The sequence below is a fragment of the Vreelandella titanicae genome (assembly GCF_014697095.1).
Lineage (GTDB): Bacteria > Pseudomonadota > Gammaproteobacteria > Pseudomonadales > Halomonadaceae > Vreelandella > Vreelandella titanicae.
Genome location: NZ_CP059082.1, coordinates 4,718,061 through 4,740,379, shown reverse-complemented (window position 1 = coordinate 4,740,379; position 22,319 = coordinate 4,718,061). Strand labels below are relative to the sequence as shown.

The following is a 22,319-nucleotide window of genomic DNA, read 5'->3' as shown; positions in this document are numbered from 1 at the left end:
CCGAGAGGACAATAACAATATAAGGAGTTACTCCATGTCGACGCTTAAGAAGACGACCCTCGCGCTTGCTCTGGCAGGTGCCACGCTAGCCACCACCGCTCAAGCGAATGAAGTTGAAGTGCTGCACTGGTGGACTTCCGGTGGTGAAGCTCGCGCTGCCAACGTGCTTAAAGAGTTAATGGAAGCTGAAGGCTACGGTTGGCAGGACTTTGCAGTGGCAGGCGGCGGCGGTGAAACCGCCATGACGGTGCTTAAATCTCGTGCCATGTCGGGCAACCCACCCTCTGCAGCCCAAATCAAAGGCCCCGAAATTCAGGAGTGGGGTGAGCTTGGCTTGCTCGGTGACCTGAACGGCGTTGCCGATGCGGAAGGCTGGGATGAGCTGCTGCCGGAAGTCGTGGCCGATATCATGCGTCACGACGGCCAATACGTGGCGGTACCCGTCAACGTACACCGGGTAAACTGGTTGTGGGCCAACCCCGAAGTGCTCGAAGCGGCAGGGGTAGAGATGCCCACCACGCTGGATGAACTATTCGAGGCAGGTGAGGCTATCCGAGAAGCGGGCTTCGTACCGCTGGCTCATGGCGGCCAATCCTGGCAGGACGCTACGGTCTTCGAAAGCGTACTGTTAGGTGGTCAGGGTAGCGAGTTTTATCAGCAGGCATTGGTAGAACTAGACCCTGAAGCCCTGGGCGGCGAACAAATGATCGATGCCCTTGAGGACTTCAAGCGTACCCGCGAGCTGATGGATGAAGGCATGCCCGGGCGTGACTGGAATGTTGCCACGGCAATGGTGATTGAAGGAGTGGCAGGGTTTCAGCTGATGGGCGATTGGGCCAAAGGGGAGTTCACTGCGGCTGGACTGACCGCCGGGGAAGATTACCTCTGTGCCGCAGCGCCGGGCACCGAAGATGCGTTCACCTTCAATATCGATAGTCTGGCCATGTTCCGGGTCACTGACGACGATGAGCGCGAAGCGCAGCAAGCGTTAGCCCGCCTAGTGCTTGAGCCTACTTTCCAGGAAGCGTTTAACCTTGCCAAAGGCTCGATTCCTGCGCGGCCAGATCTGGACATGAGCGAATTCGATAGCTGTGCCCAGCAGTCGTTGGCTGATTTTCAGCGCACCGCCGAAGAGGGTGGTCTAGTGCCCAGTATGGCTCACGGTATGGCCGTACGTGCGGATGTACAGGGTGCCATTTTTGATGTGGTCACCAACTACTTCAACGACGCCGATATGCCTGCTGAAGAAGCGGCAGAACGTATGGTGAGCGCTGCCGAAGCGGCCTCTTTCTAGGTTTTCCTAGAGCTTGCGTTCTTCAGGCGCCGCCGCAACGGCGGCGCCTTCGTTGCTTGGCAAGGATACTTCTCCATGAGAGATTCCCTCCCCATGAAAAATACCTCTGCGACGCCTTTAGGGGCTGGCGCTAAGCGGTCGACGCCATCCGGTGGTTTGCAGGCGTGGCTGCCTCGCTTGGTACTGGCACCGTCGGTGGCCATTTCGCTGTTCTTTGTTTACGGCTTCATGCTGTGGACGTTCGTACTCTCGCTAACCAGCTCGCGCATGCTGCCCAGCTATGACTTTGTTGGCTTTGGCCAGTATGCACGCTTAATGGCCAATGAGCGCTGGTGGGTCGCCTCAACCAACCTGATGATTTTTGGCGTGTTGTTCGTGGTGGTTTGCCTGGTGATTGGCTCGCTGCTGGCAATTCTGCTCGATCAGAAAATTCGCCAGGAAGGCGCACTGCGCACCATCTACCTCTACCCCATGGCGCTGTCGTTTATCGTTACCGGGGTGGTGTGGAAGTGGCTACTTAACCCGCAGCTGGGCATTCAGGCGATGGTGCAAGGCTGGGGCTTTGAGTCGTTTCGCTTTGACTGGATTGTCGATCCGGATATGGCGATTTATACCCTGGTGATTGCCGCCGTGTGGCAAGCGTCAGGCTTTGTGATGGCGCTGTTTTTAGCCGGGCTGCGGGGTATCGACGACAGCATTATCAAAGCAGCGCAACTAGATGGCGCTAGTCTGCCGCGGATTTATCTGCGCGTGGTGATGCCCTGCCTACGCCCAGTCGTGTTTAGCGCGGTGATGATTTTGGCCCATATTGCGATCAAGAGCTTTGATCTGGTCGTCGCGCTCACCGGCGGCGGGCCTGGCTATGCCACCGATTTACCCGCCACCTTTATGTACGCCCACGCCTTTACCCGGGCGCAGATAGGTTTGGGCTCTGCCAGCGCCATGCTGATGTTGGGCGGCGTGTTGGCGATTTTGATTCCTTATCTCTACTCCGAATTAAGGAGCCGCAAGCATGGCTAATGTGATTCGTCGTCAGACGCCCGCTGCGCGGCTGGGCCGTGGTCTGCTCTATGGTGTGCTGATACTCGCCGCGCTGTTCTATATTCTACCGCTGGTGGTCATGCTGATGACCTCGGTGAAGCCGCTGAGCGAAATCAGCGCCGGGTCGCTGCTCTCGTTTCCGCAAAATCCTACTTTCGCGCCGTGGACAAAAGCCTGGGGTGAAGCCTGTACCGGCATGCGCTGCGATGGCGTTGGCGGCTACTTCTGGAACTCCTTTGCGATTGTGATTCCAGCGGTGCTGATCTCAACCACTATCGGTGCCCTTAACGGCTATGCGCTAACCAAATGGCGCTTCAAAGGTTCTGAATTAGTCTTCGCATTAATGCTGTTTGGCTGTTTTATTCCTTTCCAGGTGGTGCTGTTGCCCATGGCGCAAACCCTCGGCTGGCTGGGGATCTCCAGCTCCCGCGCCGGGTTGATCCTGGTTCACGTGGTATTTGGCATCGCTTTCACCACGCTGTTTTTCCGCAACTTCTACGTGGGTATCCCCAACGAGCTGGTATCGGCGGCGAAGTTGGATGGCGCGGGCTTTTTCCGCATCTTCTGGCGCATTCTACTGCCGGTTTCGGCTCCGATTATTGTCGTCTCAGTGATTTGGCAGTTCACCCAAATCTGGAACGACTTCCTGTTTGGCGTGGCGTTTTCAGCCCACAACACCCAGCCCGTTACCGTGGCGCTAAACAACCTAGTGAATACCTCCACCGGCGTTCGCGAGTACAACGTGGATATGGCGGCGGCGATGATTGCCGCGCTGCCCACTCTGGTGGTGTACGTGCTGGCGGGAAAATACTTCGTACGCGGGCTGACAGCCGGTTCCGTTAAAGGCTAATAACAACTAGGTGAGTGGCAACCATTTCTAGAAGGTCAGAAGCAGCCCGTAGCGGGGGTCTTTCGCCAGGGATGGCGAAAGTAGCGCCCAGGGATGGGTTCACAGCGCCCCCGCGGAGGGCTGCTTCTGGCCAACCCAGATGAATGGAGTTTGTCAGTCGCTTTAGAATAGGATTTTCATTATGGCAGCTTTAGAAATCCACAACGTGCGTAAAGAGTTTGGCAGCGAGCGGGTGCTCAAAGACGTCAGCATCTCGATCGATTCCGGCGAGTTCCTGATTCTGGTTGGCCCCTCGGGCTGCGGTAAGTCCACGCTGATGAATGCCATTGCCGGGCTTGAGCCAGTGACGTCCGGCAATATTTATATCGATGGTGAAGACGTAACCTGGCGAACCCCCGCGGATCGGGATATCGCCATGGTGTTTCAGTCCTACGCGCTTTACCCCAGCATGACCGTACGCCAGAACATCAGCTTCGGGCTTGAGATGCGCAAGGTGCCCAAAGCCGAGCGGGAAGCCGCGGTGGAGCGGGTAGCCGATCTACTGCAAATTACCCACCTGCTGGAACGCAAGCCTGCACAGCTCTCCGGCGGGCAGCGTCAGCGTGTAGCCATGGGACGTGCGTTGGCTCGGGAGCCAAAGGTGTACCTGTTTGACGAACCGCTCTCTAATCTGGATGCCAAACTGCGCGTGGATATGCGCACCGAGATCAAAAAGCTCCACCAGCGCCTGGGCACCACCATTGTTTACGTCACCCACGACCAGGTCGAAGCCATGACCCTGGCCGACTGCATTGCGGTGATGCGCGACGGCCATATTCTGCAGCTCGGCTCGCCGGATGAGGTCTACAACAACCCGGTGGATATGTTTGTGGCTGGCTTTATGGGCTCGCCGTCGATGAACTTCATTCGCGCCACACTGGAGGACGATAACGGTGGGTATCAACTGAGGATTGCCACGCCAGGTGAGGATGAGCTGGTGCTACCCTGGCCGGAGGAGCGCATCGCACCAGATATGGCCGAGCGGTTGAATCAGCCGGTGATTCTTGGCCTGCGTCCGGAGCACTTCAGCGAAGAGGATGAGCGGTTAACGTCCCAAGCCGAAGGAACGCTGCTGAGCGCCAGTGTGGCGGTGGTAGAACCTACCGGGGCGGATATCTTGCTGCGTTTACCCCTGGGCGAACAGGAAGTTACCGCCCGTGTTGGGCCTAAATGCGCAGTGGTTGCAGGGGAGCGCTTATCGCTACGTGTTGATATGGGCAGAGCGATTCTATTTGATGCCGAGACCGAGCAGCGTATTGCGTAAGCGGTTTGACTTGAACCTGTTGTGAAATAGTAGGCCCCCTGCTGGTTTCAGCAGGGGGCCTCTTTTGTAGTTACCTAAAGGTTTCAACTGCAGGTATTACTTACGAATAAGCCGTAGCTCGCCATTGAGCGCCTTGATGATCGAGTAGCACATCAGCAGCATCACAATCGAGAACGGAATAGCGGTGGCGGTAACACCGGCCTGAAGGGCGGTCAGACCACCACCGATAAGCAGCACAATCGCGATGAGGCCCTCGACGACTGCCCAGAACATACGCTGTGGCCGCGGAGCATCGATTTTACCACCGGCGGTGATGGTATCGATGACCAGGGAGCCGGAATCCGAGGAGGTGACAAAGAAGATCAGCGCCAGGACGATACCCAGGGTCGACATCAGGCCCGTCAAGGGTAGTTCGTTCAGCATGCCGAACAGCGAAAGCTCGGGTCTGTAGTTGTCGATTACATACTCTTTAACCAGGCTGCCCACCGGGTCAGCATAGAGCTGTTCAAGGGCGGTTGAGCCAAAGACGCCCATCCAGACAAAGATAAACAGACTGGGAACCAGCAAAACGCAGAGGATAAACTCACGCACCGTACGGCCCCGGGAGACGCGAGCGATAAACATCCCCACGAAAGGTGCCCAGCTAATCCACCAGGCCCAGTAGAAAATCGTCCAGGACTGGCGGTAGGCATCATCCTCACGACCAAAGGGCGCGGACAGAGGAATAAACTCAGTGACATAGGTGGTAAGCCCCGACCAGAAACCCGTCATAGCCAGCAGAGTAGGGCCAGCGAAAAGCACAAAAAAGAAGAACAGAACGGCCAGGATCATGTTGATCTCTGAGAGCTTCTTCAAGCCGCCCTCAAGACCGCGCCAAACCGACACCAGCGCCACCGCCGTCACCAGAATGATGACGATGACCTGGGTCAAGGTGCTTACTTCCAGGCCGAAGACAAAGTTCATCCCCGCATTAGCCTGCTGTGCCCCAAGCCCAAGGGACGTTGCCAGCCCGAAGAGGGTGGAAAACACCGCCAGGATATCGATCACATGGCCCCACCAGCCCCAGACGCGCTCACCGAGAATGGGAAAAAACGCCGAGCGAATCGAGAACGGCAAGCCTTTGTTATAGGTAAACAGACCCAGCGCCAGCGCCATGACTATATACACCGCCCAGCCATGGATACCCCAATGGAGATAGGTACCCGCCAGGCCCATGGCGCTGGCGTTATCAACAGCGGCTGGATTCAGCGCCCCATCGGCGCCGAAGGGGGATGCGATGCCCAGAGGCAGCGAGACATTGGCGTGATAAACCGGTTCTAGTACGCCGAAGAACAGCAGGCCGATGCCGATTCCCGCGGTGAACAGCATGGCGAACCAGGAGAGATAGCTGTGATCCGGTCGCGCATCGGCCCCGCCCAGCCTGACTGAGCCATAAGGCAGAACCACCAGCGCTAAGCAGAACAGAATAAAGAAGTCGACCAGAATCATGAAATACCAGTCCAACGTTCCCGTCGAGAAGGCAACAATGGACTGAAAAGTGCTCCCCGCTCGCTCTGGAAACAGCAGGGTGAGGACGATGAAGATAGCGGAAGCAAGCGCGGATACCACAAAAACGCGGTTGTGGATGTCGAAACCGATGGGGCCAAGCTGCCCCTTGATATTGTCCTGGCCGACGACATAGTCGGTCTGCATGTCGCTCGTTACCGAAGGCGACTCAGGATCATTGGGATGGTTCATACACTACGTCTCCTCAGTGGAAGATGCCATGTCAAACCCCCATCATGAGGATAAACAGCGTTGAATCCCATTTTGTGGCCGAAAAGGAGGGGTGCCGCCGTTTAACCCTTTAGCGATTCTGCGGCACCTTTTCTTTATCGAGCCGTTTGATTTGCCGCCACAGGTCTTGGCGTAGATCGGCGATTTTGGGCTGCTCATCGGCAGTGAAGGGCACCGGACGACAGAGCCGCTGGGCGCGTAACCCAAGGCGCGCGCTAAGCAGCCCGGTGGCGAGGCCTTGACCCGCACGGGCGGAAAGGCGGCTGGCTAAATCCAGCGAGAGCATATCCATACTGGCGTCGGTGGCCAGTTCGCTGGCACCGGCAAAAGCCATGTTGTGCAGCACGTTACGAAACAGCCGCAGGCGGCTGGCGTAGCCCAGCTCAAGCCCATAAAGGCGGCAGAGTCGATCCACCATCGCCAGGCTGCGCCAAGCCACCAGCGCCATATCCACCAGCGTTAGGGGGCTGATGGCGACCATGATGGCGGTTTCGCCGGACATACGCGTAATCAGGCGCTGGGCCTCGCGATCACGCGGCGCTAGCAGGTGGTAACGCAACAGCGTCTGGATCTCCTCACCACTATGGTGGGGTTGGCAAGCGCGCTGAAAGGCTAGCCAGTGCGGGTCATCGTCGGCGAGTTTGAGCTGACGTCTTAGCTGCTCGGCCATCGCCCGGGCCTGCTTGGGCGAGCGTAGCGGCAGCTCGGCCAGATCGCCGCGCAGTTTGTCGTGGCGCTTGAGACGGCGCAAACGGCCCACCTCTTTGAGCAGGGAGAGGCCGCCCAAGCCAATCAGGCTGACCCCGAACAGCTGCCAGGCCATGGCTAGCCACTGCGACTGAGCCATCGCATCAGGAATGCCGGTGACCAGTTCTGCCGTGCCTAGCCCGGCACCACCCACCAGGGCAAATAGCAGCCCCCAGCGGCGTTTACGCGGCGCACCTAAACTGGCGGCAGGCAGCGCTTTATCTTCTGGCAAGGGCGCCAATGGATGATGCTCGCTGGCGCCAGCAAAGGCTTCGCGCTGACGTAGGACTGTCTCTGCATCAGCGGCCTTTTCAGGCTGGTCATCCAGCGTGAAGTGGCGGCGTGGCTGTGGGGTGGTCATGTCAGTTTATCTCCAATCAGCCAGTCGATGGCGGCGTCCATGCGGATATGATCCAACGCTTCTGAGCTGGTTGGCATCGGGCGAAAGGCGGGGAAGTCGAAGCCCTGCTGCTGCCAGAAATCGGCAGCGGGCAGCCGGGCGGGCACATCGCCGGGGTAAACCAGCACCTCTTCGCCCTCTAGTGTGGTGCCTCGCAGTGCAGGTGAACGCTTACCCTCATGGGTTACCTCACGGGCTTCAGTGGCACGAATGGCCGCCAGCGAGAGCGCTTTAACCGGCACGTTGGCAAAGCGAAGGTCTTTGAGAGGCTCTGCCAGCAGGGCCTCCAACAGCTGTACCAAGTGGCCGTGTTGATCGGGAGTGACGTGATCGGCTTTGGTGGCGGCAATCGCCAGGCGGTCAATTTTAGGTGCGAACAGGCGCGTAAGTAGGCTGCGTTGGCCATAATCGAAGCTGTGCATTAACTGGCATAGCGCGCTGGAAAGGTCTTCAAAGCGTTCTGGCCCGGCATTGAGCGCGCCAAGCACGTCCACCAGTACAATCTGGCGGTCAAAGCGGCGGAAGTGATCGCGATAAAAGGGCTTGACCACTTGCTGCTGGTAGTAGCGAAAGCGCGCCGCCAGGGTAGCGTAAAGGCTATTGGCAGGCAGTGCCTCCAGCGTTTCTCTAGAGGTGTTGAGTTGAGAGTCGTCGAGCTGCGGTAGCGGAAAAAACTGCAGCACCGGCGCACCTTCCAGTTCGCCGGGCAGTAAAAAACGCCCTGGCTGCAGGTCGGAAAAACCGGCCTTTTTGGCGCGGCGAAGGCCTTGAGCGTACTCCTCGGCAAGAGCAGCAAGCTGGGCTTCATCCGCTTCGCCAGCGGGGTCGAGCTGTTCTACTGCGGCAAGCCATTCGCTAAACAGGCTGCGGCGCTGTTCGCCCTCGTGTAACGCCTGGGCCTGGCTCCAGCTATAAAAGTCGTGCTGCAGCAGCGGCAAATCGAGCAGCCACTCGCCGGGGTAGTCGAATAGATCCAGGGTAAGGTGGGCGATTTCAGGGGTTAGCCAGCCGCTGCGGGCAGGGCGGCAGCGCAGCTGTAAGCGTAACTCGCTGATGCCGCGGGTGGGCTCCGGCCAGCGCGGCGGCGTATCGCGTAGTGCAGCCATGCCGGGGTCGTAGGGAAACCGTGGCACGCCTAAGTCGGGCTGGTTAAGCCGCTGGGCACCCAGCAAGCGGCCTTCCCGGGCAGCGGGTAGCAAATCGAGCTGCGCCTCAACGCCCGCATGACGCAGTTGATTGACCAACGACGTCAAAAACGCGGTTTTCCCCGCTTGGGAAAGGCCGGTGACCGCCAAGCGCAGCTGGCGATCTCGCCCACGCTCTAATAAATTGCTCAGTTCGCGACTTAACGGCTGGCGCATCCTTTCGATCCCTTTGTAGGAGCCTGTCTGACTTAACACTGATCTACTGCGAATCCCGGTATTTTGGCCAACTTTATTCGATCGATTTCGTTAAATAGCACGCTATTCGCCTCAATCGATCGATAAATTTGGCTCAAAATCCGCGCTTCTCGCGACGATCGGCCAAGCCAGGCAGGCTCTCTTAGCCTTTACTGGCTAAACATTAATACCAGTTGCGAAAGCATCGGTAGGGTGGCGATCAAAAAGCCAACCCCCGCCAGTGTGTAGCCTGGCCAGCGCCGGGTCATCTTCTGCGCCAAGGTTAGGCCCACTAAGCACACCACCATACCGATTAAATTAAACGCCAGCGTGGCGGCTTCTAGCCATTGTTGCGGATCCATTGGATCTCCCTAGCTCTAATGCCATTGAGCACATGATAGCAAAGCATTGATGAACCGAAGATTAACTGCGGCTGAGGGTGGTGCCTAACAGGTGCTGGGCGCCAGGCACTAGCCAGACTGGGTCTAGGCGTGTATTGGCGGCTTCAACGCAGATAAAATGTCGTGCTACGTCGACGGGCGTGTCGCTGGGAAGGTCGTTGTTGGGGTGCCACACTACCGTGGAGTCGCTGGACTGCTTGCCGATGCGCAGGCTGCGCTCACCATCGTTGAGCAGCACAGCTTCATTGGTGTGATAAATGCGGTCAACGGCGCCTTGAACGGCCAACGTGCCTTGCTGTTCGCTCTCCGCAAAGTCGCGCAGTTTGTCAAGATAGCGCGCGCCGGAAAGGCCTTCCAGACGACACTGGTGGGTATCGGCAACGGCTAAATAGGTATGCAGCGCACCGCTGGTTTTAATCGGCGTTTCGCCGATGTTTTCGCTAATCAGCTCAACGTTCAAGCGCTGGGCGTTGGCTTGTACCACCAGGCGCGCGGTAAGCAGTGTATGTAGGGGCTGTGCTGGAGAGAGGTGGAGCTCAATTCCCTCGGCGTGCTCATCAACAGCGTCTAGACGCCACTCAGCATGGCGTGCAAGGCCATGGAAAGGGCCGTTGTGGTTGGGGCTCTCATCGGAATAGCGCTCGTCGGCAAACCACGGCCAGCAGAGCGGAATACCACCCCGGATAGCGCCTGGCAGCGCCTGGGGCGTAGGCGTCAGCCATAACCAGCCGGTATCACCAGCAGGGCAGAAGTGCAGCACTTGAGCGCCCTGGAGACTAACCACCAACTCGCCCCAAGGCATATTGAAAAGCACCACGTCGCGGCCTTCCCACTGTGTCGTTTGCTGTCCTTGAGTGCTTTTAATCAGTTGATTGAGCGAGTCGGGGATCATGAATTTTCCTTTAAGAGTTGCCAAGCATCGATACCGAATAGGCGCCGAACACTAACGCTGTGTGCTATGGTAGAACAAGCGTGACTCTAAGGTAAAACGCGTAACTGCAACCCGTAATCGAGATAGTAAGGAGACTATATGGGCTTTATTGCATGGTTAATCATTGGTGGCCTGGCTGGTTGGATTGCTGGCAACATCATGCGCGGCGGCGGTTTTGGCATCCTGGGTAACATCGGTGTCGGTATCGTTGGTGCGGTTATAGGTGGTTTTTTGTTTAGCCTTCTGGGCCTCTCGTCCGGTGGCTTTATCGGTTCGCTAGTCACCGCGATCGTGGGTGCCGTGGTGCTTCTTTGGGTAATCAGTAAGGTTAAAAAAGCGTAGCGATTGAGTTGCTACCTGTATGTCACCGCCCGGCCTTTTGCCGGGCGGTGTCGTTTTATGCATACCGAGGCCTAAGGCTATCGGTGTTCGCACCACTTTCCGTTACACTAGGCAGCTTTACTTCCGGCTATTGGCTGGTGTTATTGTGCTTTTTCGAGGTGCCTCTTGATCGACGTGTTAAATGCCTGGTGGGCCCAACAGCTGGTGCTGTGTGATTGGGCGTTTACTCCTCATCCGCTGGCGGTCGATGCAGGGGCGGCAGAGCAGCGCCTGCTACAACTGGGCATTACCAATCGAGGCGAGCTGGCCGAACAGCTCTTCCACGGGCTGGGGGCTCCCGCAGGTAGCGCTGACCGTTTGCTAGGCGCTTTGGAATGGGCCGCGTTGGCGGGAGCGGCTGGCTGGTTAGAGGCTGACCAAGCCCGTCATTGGGCGCACCACCTAACCCGCCGCATCACCAGTGATTACAGCGACCTACGTGCCTGGCTAGCAGACCTGCGCCGTGCGTTAGGCGCGCGGGGCTGGGAAGTGGGGGCCGATGACCGTTTTATTGACGCTTGCCAAGCGCTGGCCAAGCTTGAAACCGATGGCGAGGGGGTTACCTGGGATACGCTTGAAAATGCCCTGGCTGAACTGCCGGCTCCCGCTTCGCTATGGCCCCAGCAGCCCGAAGCGCAGAGCTGGCGGCTATGCGCGCTGTTCCGGCCGGTTATTGTCTATCCTGCCAGCCAAACCGACTGGCCCGAGGCCACCGAGTGGCTGGCCCACGTGTGGGATGTCCATGACCGTGATGCGCTAATTGGCGTGATACTTTGGCTAGGCGCTCAAGGTGAGCGCCAGCGCTGGGATATTGAAGCACGCGAATTGCTCAGTATGGACAACGCCCAACGCATGGAGTGGCAGCGTAGCGTTGTAGAAGATTCGCCCTATGCGCCGGTGCTGAATAAGTTCGTCACTCAAGGCGAGCCCCTGGAGTGGGCGGCTTGGGATTGGCTACGGATTGTGGAACTTGCATGGGCTGGTGCCTGCTGTGGCTTGCTGAGCCAGGAAGAGGCTGATGACTTAGCGGGGCACGCCGCTGATTTACTCAGTCGGCGCTACCACGACTGGTATGCCGTGCTGAATGCGTACGGGCGCGGGCAGAGTCTGTTTGACGGCATCGATCGGCGGGGTAAAACACCCAGCGAGCGGCATCAGTTATTGCTGCACAGCGCCCATAGCCCTTGGAATAGCCCCTGGAAATGTCTCCCAGGGGAGTTATTGGATGAACCTACGCGCAAGGCATCCCAAACGCGCATTCGGCAGTGGCGCAATACGCCCCATCACTGGTTGTTGGCGCTGGCCAGCGTACGCGAACCGGATGCCATGCTGCGCCAGATAGCCCCCTCCTCGGCGCTGCCGGAAGAGCAGCGTGCCGATGCGGCGCTCTATTTGCAGGAGTCACTTGGCTTACATGCCGATGAAGGCGCTCATGCACTGGCACGCTACTGGTTACCCGCCCAGGCGCACCATCTTAATCAGTTGGCGGCCGACGCCGTGCATGGCGTTTTGCCTCCCTCGCAAAGCTGGTTTGGTCAGCCGACTCCGGAAGAGCTTAAGCAGCGCAATGCGGTTAAAGGGGTAAGCCGCCATGCGGCGACGATCCATATGGCCGAAAAATTCGCCTTCTATCTGCATATGTCCCTCGACAGCGGCTTATTCGATCGCGCGCCGTTAATGGAGTATGCCAGCGCACTGCGAAGCTGCCTGTGCCGTTTTTATCCCAATGCCAAACGGTTGTTAGAAGCCTGGTTCGCTTGGGAGAGCTGTCTGCCCGAGCCTGAGCACGCCTCGCTGGTGAATGAAATTATTTGGCACATTGAAGATCCTGGCAGTCTGTTTCACTGGTTGGATTGGCGTCACGACGCCTGGCGCGAACCGGGTAGCCGCCCCACCTTAAGTCACTTCACCGCAATGTCGCTGGTGGGCCCGTTGAACAGTGCGGTATGGAGTGAGCCCCAGCCTGAGAGTGCCCGTGAGTGTGCCGAGATTCGCGAGTGGGTGGAGAGCCACTACCACTTGAGCAACGCAGGCGATATGCAGGAGTTTTTGACCTACATGCTCGAATCGGGGGATCGCCAGGAGTATCAGATTAACTACGCGCCCTATACCCTCAATACTGAACGCTTAAGCGCTGAGATCGCCATTCTTGAATCCGGCGACTGTGCTGAAGATGAACGCCACCACCTGCTTCGCTTACGTCGTGTGCGCGACAACGAAGATGGTTGTAATGAGGTGGATATGGCGGCCTGGGATATTGCCCAGCTGGTCGATTTGGCCATTGCCGCGCGGCAGTTAAACTGGCTGGATAGCGCTGCTTTCGCTAAGGTGTTGGATCGTGCTTACCAACTGGCGGCAGATCACTATGCCGGATGGCAGGAGTACGCCATGGGGATGTACGCAGGCTTCTCGTTTTTTATGGGCGAAACCCCGGAGCGAGAAAGCTTTTTAGCTGGTTTTCGTCAGGCGCTGGTGGCCTGGATATGCGGTGCGCCGGTTTTGGCTGGCCCATGGGTGAGCTTGGATTTTCCAGGCAATAAACCACGCCATTTTGCGCCACTGCATATTGATACCTTACCGGGCGATCAGCGCACATTACATTGATGCTCGCCAAACATATGATAATTAGCTTATAGTCGTGCTTAGAAAAAATGAGTTTTGTCATACCGCCCTCTTATTAATGTCACGAGGTTAATCGCATGGTTGCGTCGCCACGCCCCGCTGTGACCGCTGTCCGTGTCGTAAGTGTCTGTTTTTTAGTTACATTGTTCGCTGGCTGTGCAGGTTCAGCGCGACAAAACTATATTCAGGCCCCCGAGAATTACTTTTCAATGACGTTGCCGGGAATGGGGGCGAACCCGCAAATGTCCCCGGTTGATCCCATCGATGCGCATTTGCGCAGCTTGCAAGTACCGCCGCCAACAGTGGTTCGCGAGGCGCTGATGGCGCAACACCAGCGCTGGGCAGGAACGCCTTACCGAATTGGCGGCACCTCAGAAAGAGGCATCGACTGTTCGGCCTTGGTTCGCAATGTTTACCGTGACACCTTTAATTTAGAGCTTCCGCGCTCCACCCGTGGTCAAGTACACGAGGGACGCCCGATCGACCGCCAAGAGCTGCAGGCGGGCGATCTGGTGTTCTTCCGACCGCCGGGTCGTTATAACCATGTGGGTATCTACGTGGGCGATGGGTATTTTCTCCACGCCTCGACCTCAAAAGGGGTCATTATCTCCAGCCTGAATAATAGTTACTGGCAGCGCTACTACTGGCAGTCACGTCGCGCGCTGGAGCCAACGCATCTGGCCCAGCTGGGTGGCAGCGTTTTCCAGTAGCCAGATCGAACACGTTTTAGGAACGGCATGATTGAAGCCAAATCGCGCGCCTGGTGGCGCGCCACCTTGGCGCTTTGCCTCGGCTCATTTCTTGTTTTTATCAATTTATACGCACCACAGCCGCTGCTGCCGGGGTTAAAGGAGACCTATCAGGTCTCGACCTTAGGTGTCAGCCTGCTCATGTCGGTGTCAACTCTCTCCTTAGCCATTGCGCTGTTGGTCTTTGGGCCACTCTCGGATGCCATTGGTCGCGAAGGCATAATGCGCATTACTCTGCTGCTTGCAGGTGGCTGTTCTATTGCCTTGGCATTCGCCCCCACCTTTGAAAGCTTGCTGTTTTTGCGCCTGGTGCAGGGCTTTGTGCTGGGCGGGCTGCCAGCGGTGGCGATCGCCTGGATGGGCGATGAGTTTGAGAAGCCTGCGCTGTTAAGCGCTGTAGGACTCTATATTGGCGCTAATTCACTTGGCGGAATCAGTGGGCGTATCGTCGGTGGCGGTGCCGCTGAAATTGGCGGCCCCACGGCGGCATTTCTAGCGGTCGGCATTATGACGCTAATTGGCTGTGGAGTGTTTTGGCGCCTGTTGCCCAATAGCCGCGCCTTTACTCCCCAGCGCTTTGAGCTGCGCAAAGCGGCAAGCGATTTAGTCAATCATTTGCGTAACCCGGTGCTACTCGCTGCTTATTGTCTGGGGGGTATCAACTTCCTGATTTTTATCAATCAATACAGCTATATCACCTTTCGGTTGGCGGCAGCGCCGTATCAATTAGCCGCCAGTGGTCTGGGGCTGATTTTTTTGACCTATCTCGGCGGCACCTTCGGTTCGATGATTTCCGGGCGTCTGGCTGGGCGGTTTTCTCCCGCAGCGTGCATGATGGTGGGGGTGGTGATTTTAATGCTGGGCACGGCGATTACCTTAGCGGATTCGCTGCTGCTGATTATCGTCGGTTTAACCGTTAATGCCTTTGGCTTTTTCCTGGCCCATTCGTTGGCCTCCAGCTGGGTAGGGCGCTATGCCCAGGGCGCTCGGGGCAGCGCCTCGGCGCTCTACTTGGTGTTTTACTACCTGGGGGCCAGTTTGGGCGGCTTCTGGCTGGAGCCGTTCTGGCAATGGGCCGGTTGGCCAGGGGTGAGCGTCGGTTCGTGGCTGCTGCTGAGTATCACGCTGATAATTGCCTTCGGCCTATGGCGTTTTGAGCGTCGCCAAGCGGTTGGCTAACCTTCACCAGTTGCACGCATTGATGCCGAGCGCAGGTTTCCGCGAGGGCGCTGTGAACCCCTCCCTGGGCGCTACTTTCGACATCTGACCGCCAGGGATGGCGGAAATGCCGGAATGGTCGGGAATATTTTTCCGGCCATGTCGAAAGACCCTCGCTTCAACCTGCCCTGGCATCAACTACCATGGCTTCAGCTGCCCTTCGCTTAAGTGCAAGCGCTGTGGGCAAAGCCGTTCCAGTAGGGCGGTGTCGTGGCTAATCACCAGCACGCCCAGCTGGCGTTGTTCCGCCTCCCGTTTTAATGCCTGCCAAAGCTCAACCTGGGTAATGGGGTCGAGCATGGTGGAGATCTCATCGGCGACGAGAAAGCGTACTCCCGGCGCGAGCGCCCGCAACACGCATACCCGCTGCAGCTCTCCCCCTGATAACGATTGAGGGAAGCGCGACAGCCATTTTGCTTGTACGCCAAACGCTTGGCACTGGGTGTCAGAAGGCGTCCAGGCTTCGCGCAGTATCTTACCTACCCGCCAGCGTGGATTCACCGCTAGCTCCGGCGATTGCGGTAGCCACTGCACGGGCTGCACACCGCTTTTCGGTAGCGCCTCGCCATCCAGGGTGACATCACCTGCCTGGGGCGCTAAGTAGCCCGCCAGCAGTTGGCCTAGCGTCGATTTACCCGCCCCCGAGTCGCCGCTTAACCCTAGCCACTGACCCGCGCACAGCGTTAGCGAAATGTCCTGAAGTAGCGGTACCTTGGGGGCAAAGTGAAAACTCAGTTGGCGTGCTTTAAGCAACGTGCGCCTCCTGTTCACGCCGGCTTATGGCAGTCGTTGCAAAAGCGTTGTCCGGCAGCGCCAGCCACAATGCCTGTGAATAAGCGTTGGTAAGCGAAGCGCCGCTGTCCTGAAAGGCGCAGGCGGGCGCAGTTTCGACCAGCTTGCCGTCACGCATAATGGTGACGCGGTCGGCGATTGGCAGCGCATGGCGCAGGTCATGGGTAATCAGAATCACGCTTTTGCCCTGGTTGGCCAGTTCGCGCAGCGCATCCAGCACCCGCTGACGCTGGTGGGGGTCAAGGCCTACGCTGGGTTCATCGGCAATCACCAGCTTGGCTTGGCTGACATGGGCCATGGCCGTCAACACGCGCCGGGCCATGCCGCCGGATAGCTCATGGGCATAGGCCTGCTGTGCACGGGCATCTAGCTGATAGTGATCAAGGGCTTGTTGGGAGGCGTGCCAAGCATGTGCTGATGGCTGGCCTGCGCGCTGGGCTGCCCAGGTCACCTGGCGCTGAGTACGCACCAGCGGATCTAAGGCGCTTAGCGATTGGGGGATCAGCGCCAGCTCACGGCCGCGAAGCTGGCGTTGGCGTGACGCGTTAAGCGGTTTGCCTTGATAGTAAAGCTGACCGTTTAAGCGTGCAGGTGTTGGCAGTAAACCCATAATGGCATAAGCCAATAGGCTTTTTCCGGCACCGGAGGCGCCTACCACCGCATGAACCTCGCCAGGGAACACCGTTAGTGAAAATTCATCCAGGCAGGTGGCCCAGTCGCGCTTCCACCAGGAGGCATACAGAGGTAGCTGTAGCGATAATTGATCAATCGTTAACACGGCAGGCCTCCCATTAATAGTTTTACAGCCAGTGGTTTTTACAGCCAATTTTTCTGAAAAGCGCTAAAGCGCACGGCGTAGGTGGCTTGAGAGGCGCTCGAAACCCAGCACCATCAGTAACAGCCCCAAGCCGGGAAATACCCCCAGCCACCAGTAACCGCCGCTTAAGTAGCGCATGGCATCGGCCAGTAATACGCCAATAGCGGGCTGGCTGGGGCTTAAGCCAAAGCCCAAAAAGGTCAATGCGGCTTCGTGGAGAATGGCGTGGGGAAACAGCAGTAACGCGCCAACCAGGCAGTGGGGAATAAGATGGGGAAGCAGATGGCCGTGGAGCACAAACCAGCGCGATTTACCTAGAGCGCGGGAGATGCGCACATAGGGCGCCTGCCGTAACTGCCATAGTTCGGCGCGCAACACTCGGGCTAGGCTTGGCCAGTGGGTCACCGCAACGGCAATAATCACTGCCTGGGTACCGCCACCCAGGGCAAAAGCGATCAGCATTAATAAAATCAAATGAGGCACGCTAAGCAGCGTATCAATCAGCAGACTCACCAGCGCATCCAGCCGCGCTGACAGCGTGGCTATCGCTGCCAGGCTCAAGGCAATCAGCGTGCTCAGTAGCGCCGCCAAGCAGCCCACCCAGAAGCTTAGTGCCAGCCCCGCCAGAGTGCGCGCCCAGAGTTCACGGCCCAGCGCGTCGGTGCCCAACCAGTGGTCAACGCTGGGCGGTGCCAGGCGGGCGTCAAACTGCATCTGTTGCGGTGAATCACCCAGCAGCCACTGGCTAGCGACTAGTCCCATGACCAGCAGGGCGGTGACACCCAGGCTGAAGGCGGCACGAAGGCGCGGTTGAGCCTGACTCATAAACCACTTGCCTTAATGCGCGGGTCAATAACGCCATACAGGCTATCGGCGATCATATTGCCGACGCTGACAAACAGGGCGGTAAAGAGTGCGATGCCCAGCAGCAGTGGGACGTCACTGCGCAGGCCCGCTGCCACTGTAGCCTGACCTAAGCCGGGGTAAGCAAATACCTGCTCGATTAAAATGGAGCCGCCAAACAGTTCGCCCAGTGAGGCAAACGCTAGCGTAATCGCCGGTACACTGGCGTGGCGAAGACCGTGGCGCCAAGCCACATCAAGACGGCTGGCGCCCTGAGCAAAGGCGTGAGTAGCAACGTCTGAGCGCATTAGCTCAAGCATGCGGGTGCGGGTGTGCAGGGTGATACTGGCGATGCCCAGCAGTGCCAGGGTCGCCACTGGCAGCAGTAAATGGTGCAACCGTGTGGCGAGGGTGACTTCCTGGTTTAACGCCCCGGCGGGGCCTGCGCAGCAGGTGGGTGTCCATCCCAGGGTTACCGAAAATAGCAGCACCGCAAGTATCGCCAGCCAAAAGGCGGGCGTGGAGGCGGTAATAAAGGCGTAGGTGCTGATGATGTTATCCAGCTTGGAGCCCTCTTTGGCACCCGCCACCACACCCAGGCTAAACCCCACCAGCGCTGAAATGAGCCAGGCGCTGCCCAGTAGCGCAATGGAGCGCTGAAAGCGCTGAGCGATTACCTCACTGACCGGCTGGTTGTATACGTGGCTCCAGCCTAAGTCACCACTGACTAACTGGCGCAGCCAGTGGCCAAACTGAACGGCAACTGACTCATCAAACCCCCAGCGTTGGGCAATCAGTGCGCGCTGCTCTGGGCTCACTTGGGCCATTTGTGGGCCTAGGTAGGCATCAACGGGGTCAATGGGGGAGGCCATCATAAGCCCATACGACACTAGGGCGACGCAGGTTAATACCAGCGCCAGGCGAGCCACGCGCTTGGCGATAGGCGCAATTAGTCGCACGTCCAGCGCCACTCAAGCAGGTTGGCAGTGATTGGCCAGCCGTGGCCGTGGGGCGCTACACCTAGATCTCCGACATCTAAGCAGGTATTGGTAAAATAGACATGCTCAAGATTGACCAGCCAGGCCCAGCTACTATCGCCGCGTACTCCGTAGCCGGTGGTGCCGTCCCACTGCGCTGCCTGCCACTCGCGGTTGGCTTGCTCAAAGCTAGACGCCGCCTGGGCGGCGTCCAAGTGGGCATCCACCTCTGGATTAGCGTAGAAACCACTGTTGTAGAAACCGTTGCCCGCATGCTGACTGTGGAAGAGGTAGTAAACTTCCTGGGGGCTATGGCTGCCAAAACCGAACATAATGGCATCCTGGTGCAGTGCTTCGCGCTGGATTTTGTCCCAGTGACGGCCGGTGGGTTGTATCTCAATTCCCAGTGGACGCACCATCTCAGCACTGACTTCCGCAAGCAGCTGTCGGGTGGTATCGCTGGAGGGGTAGGTAAGTCGAAAGCTAGCGGGCAGGCCATCTTTATAGCGCAGGCCATCATCGCGTAGCTGCCAGCCTGCGGCGTCGAGTATCTCCTCCGCCCGGTCAAGGTCGGGAGCGGTAAGGCGCTCATCGCTATCGCTCCAGGGGAGGCCGTCCGCCGGGCCAAAGGCGGAGCGCCCATAACCGTGCAGTGCCACTTCCACCAGCGTATCGCGGTCAACCGCAAGGTTGATCGCCTGACGTATAGCAATATCTGCCGTCACATTGTTACCAACCGGCGCGCCGGAGGCGGCGTGTTCGCCATTGGCAGGCTGCATGGGAAAAAGAATGCCGCGATTATCGACACTCTCCATAATCACCCGCTGCATATGTGCTGGCACATTGGCCGCCAGTGCCGGGGGAACCGAGGCGATATCCACTTGGCCGGCATGGGCGGCACTTAGCGTGGCGTCTTCACCGGTAAAGAGAAATACCAGCCGTTCAAAAGCAGGCGTAGGGCCGTAGAAGTAAGGATTACGCTCAACAATTAGCTGCTCGCCTTCCTGCCACTCTACCAACTGATAGGGCCCAGACCCCAGGGGATGACGACCATACTGATCACTGTAGCCGTTATCACGCTCGGCGCGGGGCACAATGCCCAGTGTCAACAGCTGATCAATAAAGGTAATGCGCGGGGCCTTCAGGCGGAGCGAAACAGTGTACTTATCAAGTGCGGTTGCTTCAGCCAGGGCGCTAAGATCCGCTCGCCCGCCCGCCTGGGCTGCCGCATTAAAAGTATAAGCCACATCTTCAGCGGTCAGCGGCGTGCCGTCGGCAAAGCGGGCGTCCTCGCGGAGTGTGAGTGTCCAGGTCAGGCGGTCTTCAGAAAGCCGCCACTCAGTGGCCAGCTCTGGCTGCGGCGCAAGATCCTTGCCCCGTGAAAGTAGCGTCGACTGAAACAGTGGATTGCCATACTGCCCCCAGCCCAGCAGTGGGTCGAAACCCTGTTCGGGTTCGCCGCCAATGGCAAGTACCAGCTGTTCTTTTGCCTGCGCAGTGGAGGCTACGACTAAACAACTTAGCGCAATACCCAGTAAGATGGGCCGAGTTGGTTTAGTCATCGCTTTATCCTTTATGCTGTTAGCGTCACTAGTATGATGTTTTTACAATAACATCATACTACCGGTGGTGGCAGCGCATGCAAAGTTAATCAGTACAGGGGGGCGTGAATGCAGCGTGTAACGGTAACGCTTGATGAGGAGCTGGTGGCAGAAGTGGATGCGTTGATGCGCGAGCGCGGCTATCAAAACCGCTCAGAGGCGATTCGCGATTTGACCCGCAGCGGCTTAAAACAGGCGAGAGAAGAGGCTGCACCTGACTCGCCCTGCATGGGCGCGCTGGTGTATGTCTATGATCATGCCGCTCGGGAGCTGTCCAAGCGTTTAACGCGTCACTCCCATGACCATCATGACCTGACGCTTTCGACTCTGCATGTACATATCAACCATGACAGTTGCCTGGAAGTGGCGCTGCTCAAAGGCCAGGGGCGGGCGCTCAAACAATTTGCTGCTGAAGTCACTTCGTCGCGCAGCGTGCGTCATGGGCAGTTAGTGCTGATACCTGACGAGTAGGCATAAAAAAGGTGACCCTGAGGTCACCTTTTCTGATCGGTAGCGCGAGCGTCTTAGTGCTCAACGCCGCCTTCGCCGTGCACGTGGCCGTGCTCAACTTCTTCAGCACTCGCTTCACGTACTTCAGCGATCTCAACATCAAAGTTGAGCTGCTGGCCGGCCAGCGGGTGGTTGCCATCGACAACGACCGTATCGCCTTCGACTTTCTTGACGGTCACCATCAGAGGGCCGCCTTGAGTCTGGGCTTGGAACTGCATACCCGGCTCAATGCTTTCAACGCCTTGGAACGCATCGCGGGGTACTTCTTGCATCAGCTGCTCTTGCAGCTCGCCATAACCCTCCTCAGGGGATACGGCAACGTTCAGCTTCTCGCCTGCTGCACGACCTTCCAGCTCTTTTTCAAGACCCGGAATAATGTTACCAGCGCCGTGGAGGTAGGTAAGCGGCTCACGGCCTTCGGAACTGTCTAGCACTTCACCTGCATCGTTGGTCAGGGTGTAGTGAAACGCGACAACCGAGTTTTGCGCAATTTGCATGGAATAACCTTTCGGTGAGTGCATGTCCCAATATGGTAACGCGTGTGCGCTGGCTTGTCAGGGGGTAGCGACGCTTTTTCCTACTCACCACTTTCGGCGGTATTGCGCGTCAGGGTGACCAGGGATACCCTACAACCATTATTTTTTCCTTTGCCCTATCACTTTTGGAGCATGTAATGACGATCTTGATTATTTGGCTTATCGCTTTTTGCCTGATTGCTTATTTTGTCTATCAGCGCTGGAATAGCGGCGTTAGCGAGGGGTTAGATAAGGTGTTGCCCGGTTTTTTGAAAAGCCATGGCGACAATCGCTATCTATGGGTGATTACGCTGGCAGTGTTGGGGGCCACCACCCTGGTGCAGCCGGTTGAAATGCTGCTGGTCGTCATCCTGCTTGCCCTGATTGGCTGGGCAATCATGGCGCTGGCTAAATGGGCTGGGAATAAAACCCATCACTAAGCTGTTCGCGATAAAATAAAAAGCCCGGTCCTCTCATTTGATGGCCGGGCTTTTTTGATACTTAAGCGCTAGATTAACGCTCTCGATTAATAGGGTGCCACGCTCATGTTGGCGCCATTGCCAATCAAACGCACACGCTGGCCGGCTTGGAACTGGCGATCCGCACGCTGAACGACAACCACGTCGGTACCGTCATCGCGACGAATTTCCATCTCCAGCGCATTAACGCGGTTAGTCGCATCTTCAGCGGCCGTACCTGCCACAGCGCCGCCCAGGGCGCCTGCCACAGTCGCCAACTGACGACCAGAGCCACCGCCGACCTGGCTACCCAGAAGACCGCCGATAACCGCGCCACCGCCGCTACCTAAAAGGCCGCCGGCACGGCTTTCCGCTTGGATCTGCACCGGGCGAACCGCCACGATAGTGCCGTAAGTAACACTTTGACCGGTTTTGGCTTGGCTGCCGCGATAGACATCACCAGAGTAGCCAGACGTATTGGCACAGCCTGCCAGCGTGAGAATGCTCAGTGCGACAACAGGTAGAAGAAGACGTTTCATTAAAACCTCCAGAGTGTCTATTTTTATAACTGTCATCCATTGGCCTGTTATCCATATAGCGCTCATAACTGGGCAGGCACAGAGTAGACGTAGTTATAGAACAGTGTTCGTTAAAGATAGCCGATGCTAACGGCTTTGACCAGCGTTCATGAAAAAAGATCAAAGTTGGTAGAGC

The 22,319-nt window shown here is 57.7% G+C and carries 22 protein-coding genes; 10 read left to right on the top strand and 12 right to left on the bottom strand.

The window, feature by feature from the left end; genetic code table 11:
* Positions 1 to 34 precede the first annotated feature (34 nt).
* From HZS52_RS21875 to HZS52_RS21860, 4 genes are all read left to right on the top strand, one after another.
* Positions 35 to 1,294, top strand: coding sequence for an ABC transporter substrate-binding protein (locus tag HZS52_RS21875; protein WP_190373685.1), 1,260 nt, complete (start codon positions 35 to 37; stop codon positions 1,292 to 1,294).
* A gap of 93 nt (positions 1,295 to 1,387) precedes the next feature.
* A complete protein-coding gene (locus tag HZS52_RS21870) occupies positions 1,388 to 2,314 on the top strand; it encodes a carbohydrate ABC transporter permease (RefSeq protein ID WP_190374957.1) in 927 nt (308 codons plus the stop codon).
* Positions 2,307 to 3,185 (top strand): carbohydrate ABC transporter permease, encoded by an 879-nt coding sequence (locus tag HZS52_RS21865; protein WP_009287309.1) that lies wholly within the window; start codon positions 2,307 to 2,309, stop codon positions 3,183 to 3,185. Before HZS52_RS21870 ends, HZS52_RS21865 begins: the two co-directional genes overlap by 8 nt.
* A 181-nt stretch (positions 3,186 to 3,366) precedes the next feature.
* Complete coding sequence (locus HZS52_RS21860) at positions 3,367 to 4,488, top strand: ABC transporter ATP-binding protein (RefSeq protein WP_022520449.1); 1,122 nt, start codon at positions 3,367 to 3,369, stop codon at positions 4,486 to 4,488.
* Positions 4,489 to 4,584: 96 nt separating this feature from the next.
* Here HZS52_RS21860 and HZS52_RS21855 read toward each other — a convergent pair whose 3' ends face one another.
* The 5 genes from HZS52_RS21855 to HZS52_RS21835 form a co-directional block, all read right to left on the bottom strand.
* Positions 4,585 to 6,225: a BCCT family transporter gene (locus tag HZS52_RS21855; protein ID WP_190373684.1), complete on the bottom strand. Its 1,641-nt coding sequence runs from the start codon at positions 6,223 to 6,225 to the stop codon at positions 4,585 to 4,587.
* A 109-nt stretch (positions 6,226 to 6,334) separates the two neighbouring features.
* Positions 6,335 to 7,372 (bottom strand): YcjF family protein, encoded by a 1,038-nt coding sequence (locus tag HZS52_RS21850; protein WP_138799963.1) that lies wholly within the window; start codon positions 7,370 to 7,372, stop codon positions 6,335 to 6,337.
* Positions 7,369 to 8,772 (bottom strand): YcjX family GTP-binding protein, encoded by a 1,404-nt coding sequence (locus HZS52_RS21845; protein ID WP_190373683.1) that lies wholly within the window; start codon positions 8,770 to 8,772, stop codon positions 7,369 to 7,371. Before HZS52_RS21845 ends, HZS52_RS21850 begins: the two co-directional genes overlap by 4 nt.
* Positions 8,773 to 8,960: 188 nt before the next feature.
* Positions 8,961 to 9,152 (bottom strand): hypothetical protein, encoded by a 192-nt coding sequence (locus HZS52_RS21840; RefSeq protein WP_022520445.1) that lies wholly within the window; start codon positions 9,150 to 9,152, stop codon positions 8,961 to 8,963.
* 61 nt (positions 9,153 to 9,213) lie between these two features.
* Complete coding sequence (locus HZS52_RS21835) at positions 9,214 to 10,083, bottom strand: D-hexose-6-phosphate mutarotase (protein ID WP_022520444.1); 870 nt, start codon at positions 10,081 to 10,083, stop codon at positions 9,214 to 9,216.
* 138 nt (positions 10,084 to 10,221) lie between these two features.
* Between HZS52_RS21835 and HZS52_RS21830 the strand changes: the two genes are divergently transcribed.
* From HZS52_RS21830 to HZS52_RS21815, 4 genes are all read left to right on the top strand, one after another.
* A complete protein-coding gene (locus HZS52_RS21830; RefSeq protein ID WP_008958536.1) occupies positions 10,222 to 10,464 on the top strand; it encodes a GlsB/YeaQ/YmgE family stress response membrane protein in 243 nt (80 codons plus the stop codon).
* Positions 10,465 to 10,629: 165 nt separating this feature from the next.
* Entirely contained in the window at positions 10,630 to 13,107 is a 2,478-nt protein-coding gene (locus tag HZS52_RS21825) for a DUF1266 domain-containing protein (protein ID WP_190373682.1), read from the top strand.
* 95 nt (positions 13,108 to 13,202) lie between these two features.
* On the top strand, positions 13,203 to 13,835 hold the full coding sequence (locus HZS52_RS21820; RefSeq protein WP_223827989.1) for a C40 family peptidase: 633 nt from the start codon (positions 13,203 to 13,205) through the stop codon (positions 13,833 to 13,835).
* A gap of 27 nt (positions 13,836 to 13,862) precedes the next feature.
* Entirely contained in the window at positions 13,863 to 15,053 is a 1,191-nt protein-coding gene (locus tag HZS52_RS21815; RefSeq protein ID WP_190373681.1) for an MFS transporter, read from the top strand.
* Between the two features lie 177 nt (positions 15,054 to 15,230).
* Here the strand turns inward: HZS52_RS21815 and HZS52_RS21810 are convergent, their stop codons facing one another.
* From HZS52_RS21810 to HZS52_RS21790, 5 genes are all read right to left on the bottom strand, one after another.
* The gene (locus HZS52_RS21810; RefSeq protein WP_039859317.1) at positions 15,231 to 15,845 is read right to left on the bottom strand and encodes an ABC transporter ATP-binding protein; all 615 of its coding nucleotides are present in this window, start codon (positions 15,843 to 15,845) and stop codon (positions 15,231 to 15,233) included.
* The gene (locus HZS52_RS21805) at positions 15,838 to 16,662 is read right to left on the bottom strand and encodes an ATP-binding cassette domain-containing protein (RefSeq protein ID WP_041157873.1); all 825 of its coding nucleotides are present in this window, start codon (positions 16,660 to 16,662) and stop codon (positions 15,838 to 15,840) included. The genes HZS52_RS21810 and HZS52_RS21805 overlap by 8 nt, the downstream gene beginning before the upstream one ends.
* A 63-nt stretch (positions 16,663 to 16,725) precedes the next feature.
* Positions 16,726 to 17,526 carry an ABC transporter permease gene (locus HZS52_RS21800; RefSeq protein ID WP_009287317.1) on the bottom strand — a complete coding sequence of 267 codons (801 nt, stop codon included), beginning with the start codon at positions 17,524 to 17,526 and terminating at the stop codon, positions 16,726 to 16,728.
* Positions 17,523 to 18,503 (bottom strand): ABC transporter permease, encoded by a 981-nt coding sequence (locus tag HZS52_RS21795; protein ID WP_039859319.1) that lies wholly within the window; start codon positions 18,501 to 18,503, stop codon positions 17,523 to 17,525. The genes HZS52_RS21800 and HZS52_RS21795 overlap by 4 nt, the downstream gene beginning before the upstream one ends.
* Positions 18,494 to 20,083, bottom strand: a complete 1,590-nt coding sequence (locus HZS52_RS21790; RefSeq protein ID WP_190373680.1) for an ABC transporter substrate-binding protein — start codon at positions 20,081 to 20,083, stop codon at positions 18,494 to 18,496. Before HZS52_RS21790 ends, HZS52_RS21795 begins: the two co-directional genes overlap by 10 nt.
* Before the next feature lie 108 nt (positions 20,084 to 20,191).
* Here HZS52_RS21790 and nikR point away from each other — a divergent pair, with 108 nt between their 5' ends.
* Positions 20,192 to 20,593 (top strand): nickel-responsive transcriptional regulator NikR, encoded by a 402-nt coding sequence (gene nikR, locus HZS52_RS21785; RefSeq protein ID WP_027959689.1) that lies wholly within the window; start codon positions 20,192 to 20,194, stop codon positions 20,591 to 20,593.
* A gap of 53 nt (positions 20,594 to 20,646) precedes the next feature.
* Here nikR and HZS52_RS21780 read toward each other — a convergent pair whose 3' ends face one another.
* Positions 20,647 to 21,129: an FKBP-type peptidyl-prolyl cis-trans isomerase gene (locus tag HZS52_RS21780; RefSeq protein ID WP_022520436.1), complete on the bottom strand. Its 483-nt coding sequence runs from the start codon at positions 21,127 to 21,129 to the stop codon at positions 20,647 to 20,649.
* Positions 21,130 to 21,305: 176 nt separating this feature from the next.
* Between HZS52_RS21780 and HZS52_RS21775 the strand changes: the two genes are divergently transcribed.
* The gene (locus HZS52_RS21775) at positions 21,306 to 21,587 is read left to right on the top strand and encodes a hypothetical protein (protein WP_027959688.1); all 282 of its coding nucleotides are present in this window, start codon (positions 21,306 to 21,308) and stop codon (positions 21,585 to 21,587) included.
* 86 nt (positions 21,588 to 21,673) lie between these two features.
* On the opposite strand, the gene HZS52_RS21770 is transcribed toward HZS52_RS21775, so the two are convergent.
* Entirely contained in the window at positions 21,674 to 22,144 is a 471-nt protein-coding gene (locus tag HZS52_RS21770) for an outer membrane lipoprotein (RefSeq protein WP_022520434.1), read from the bottom strand.
* Between the last annotated feature and the right edge of the window lie 175 nt (positions 22,145 to 22,319).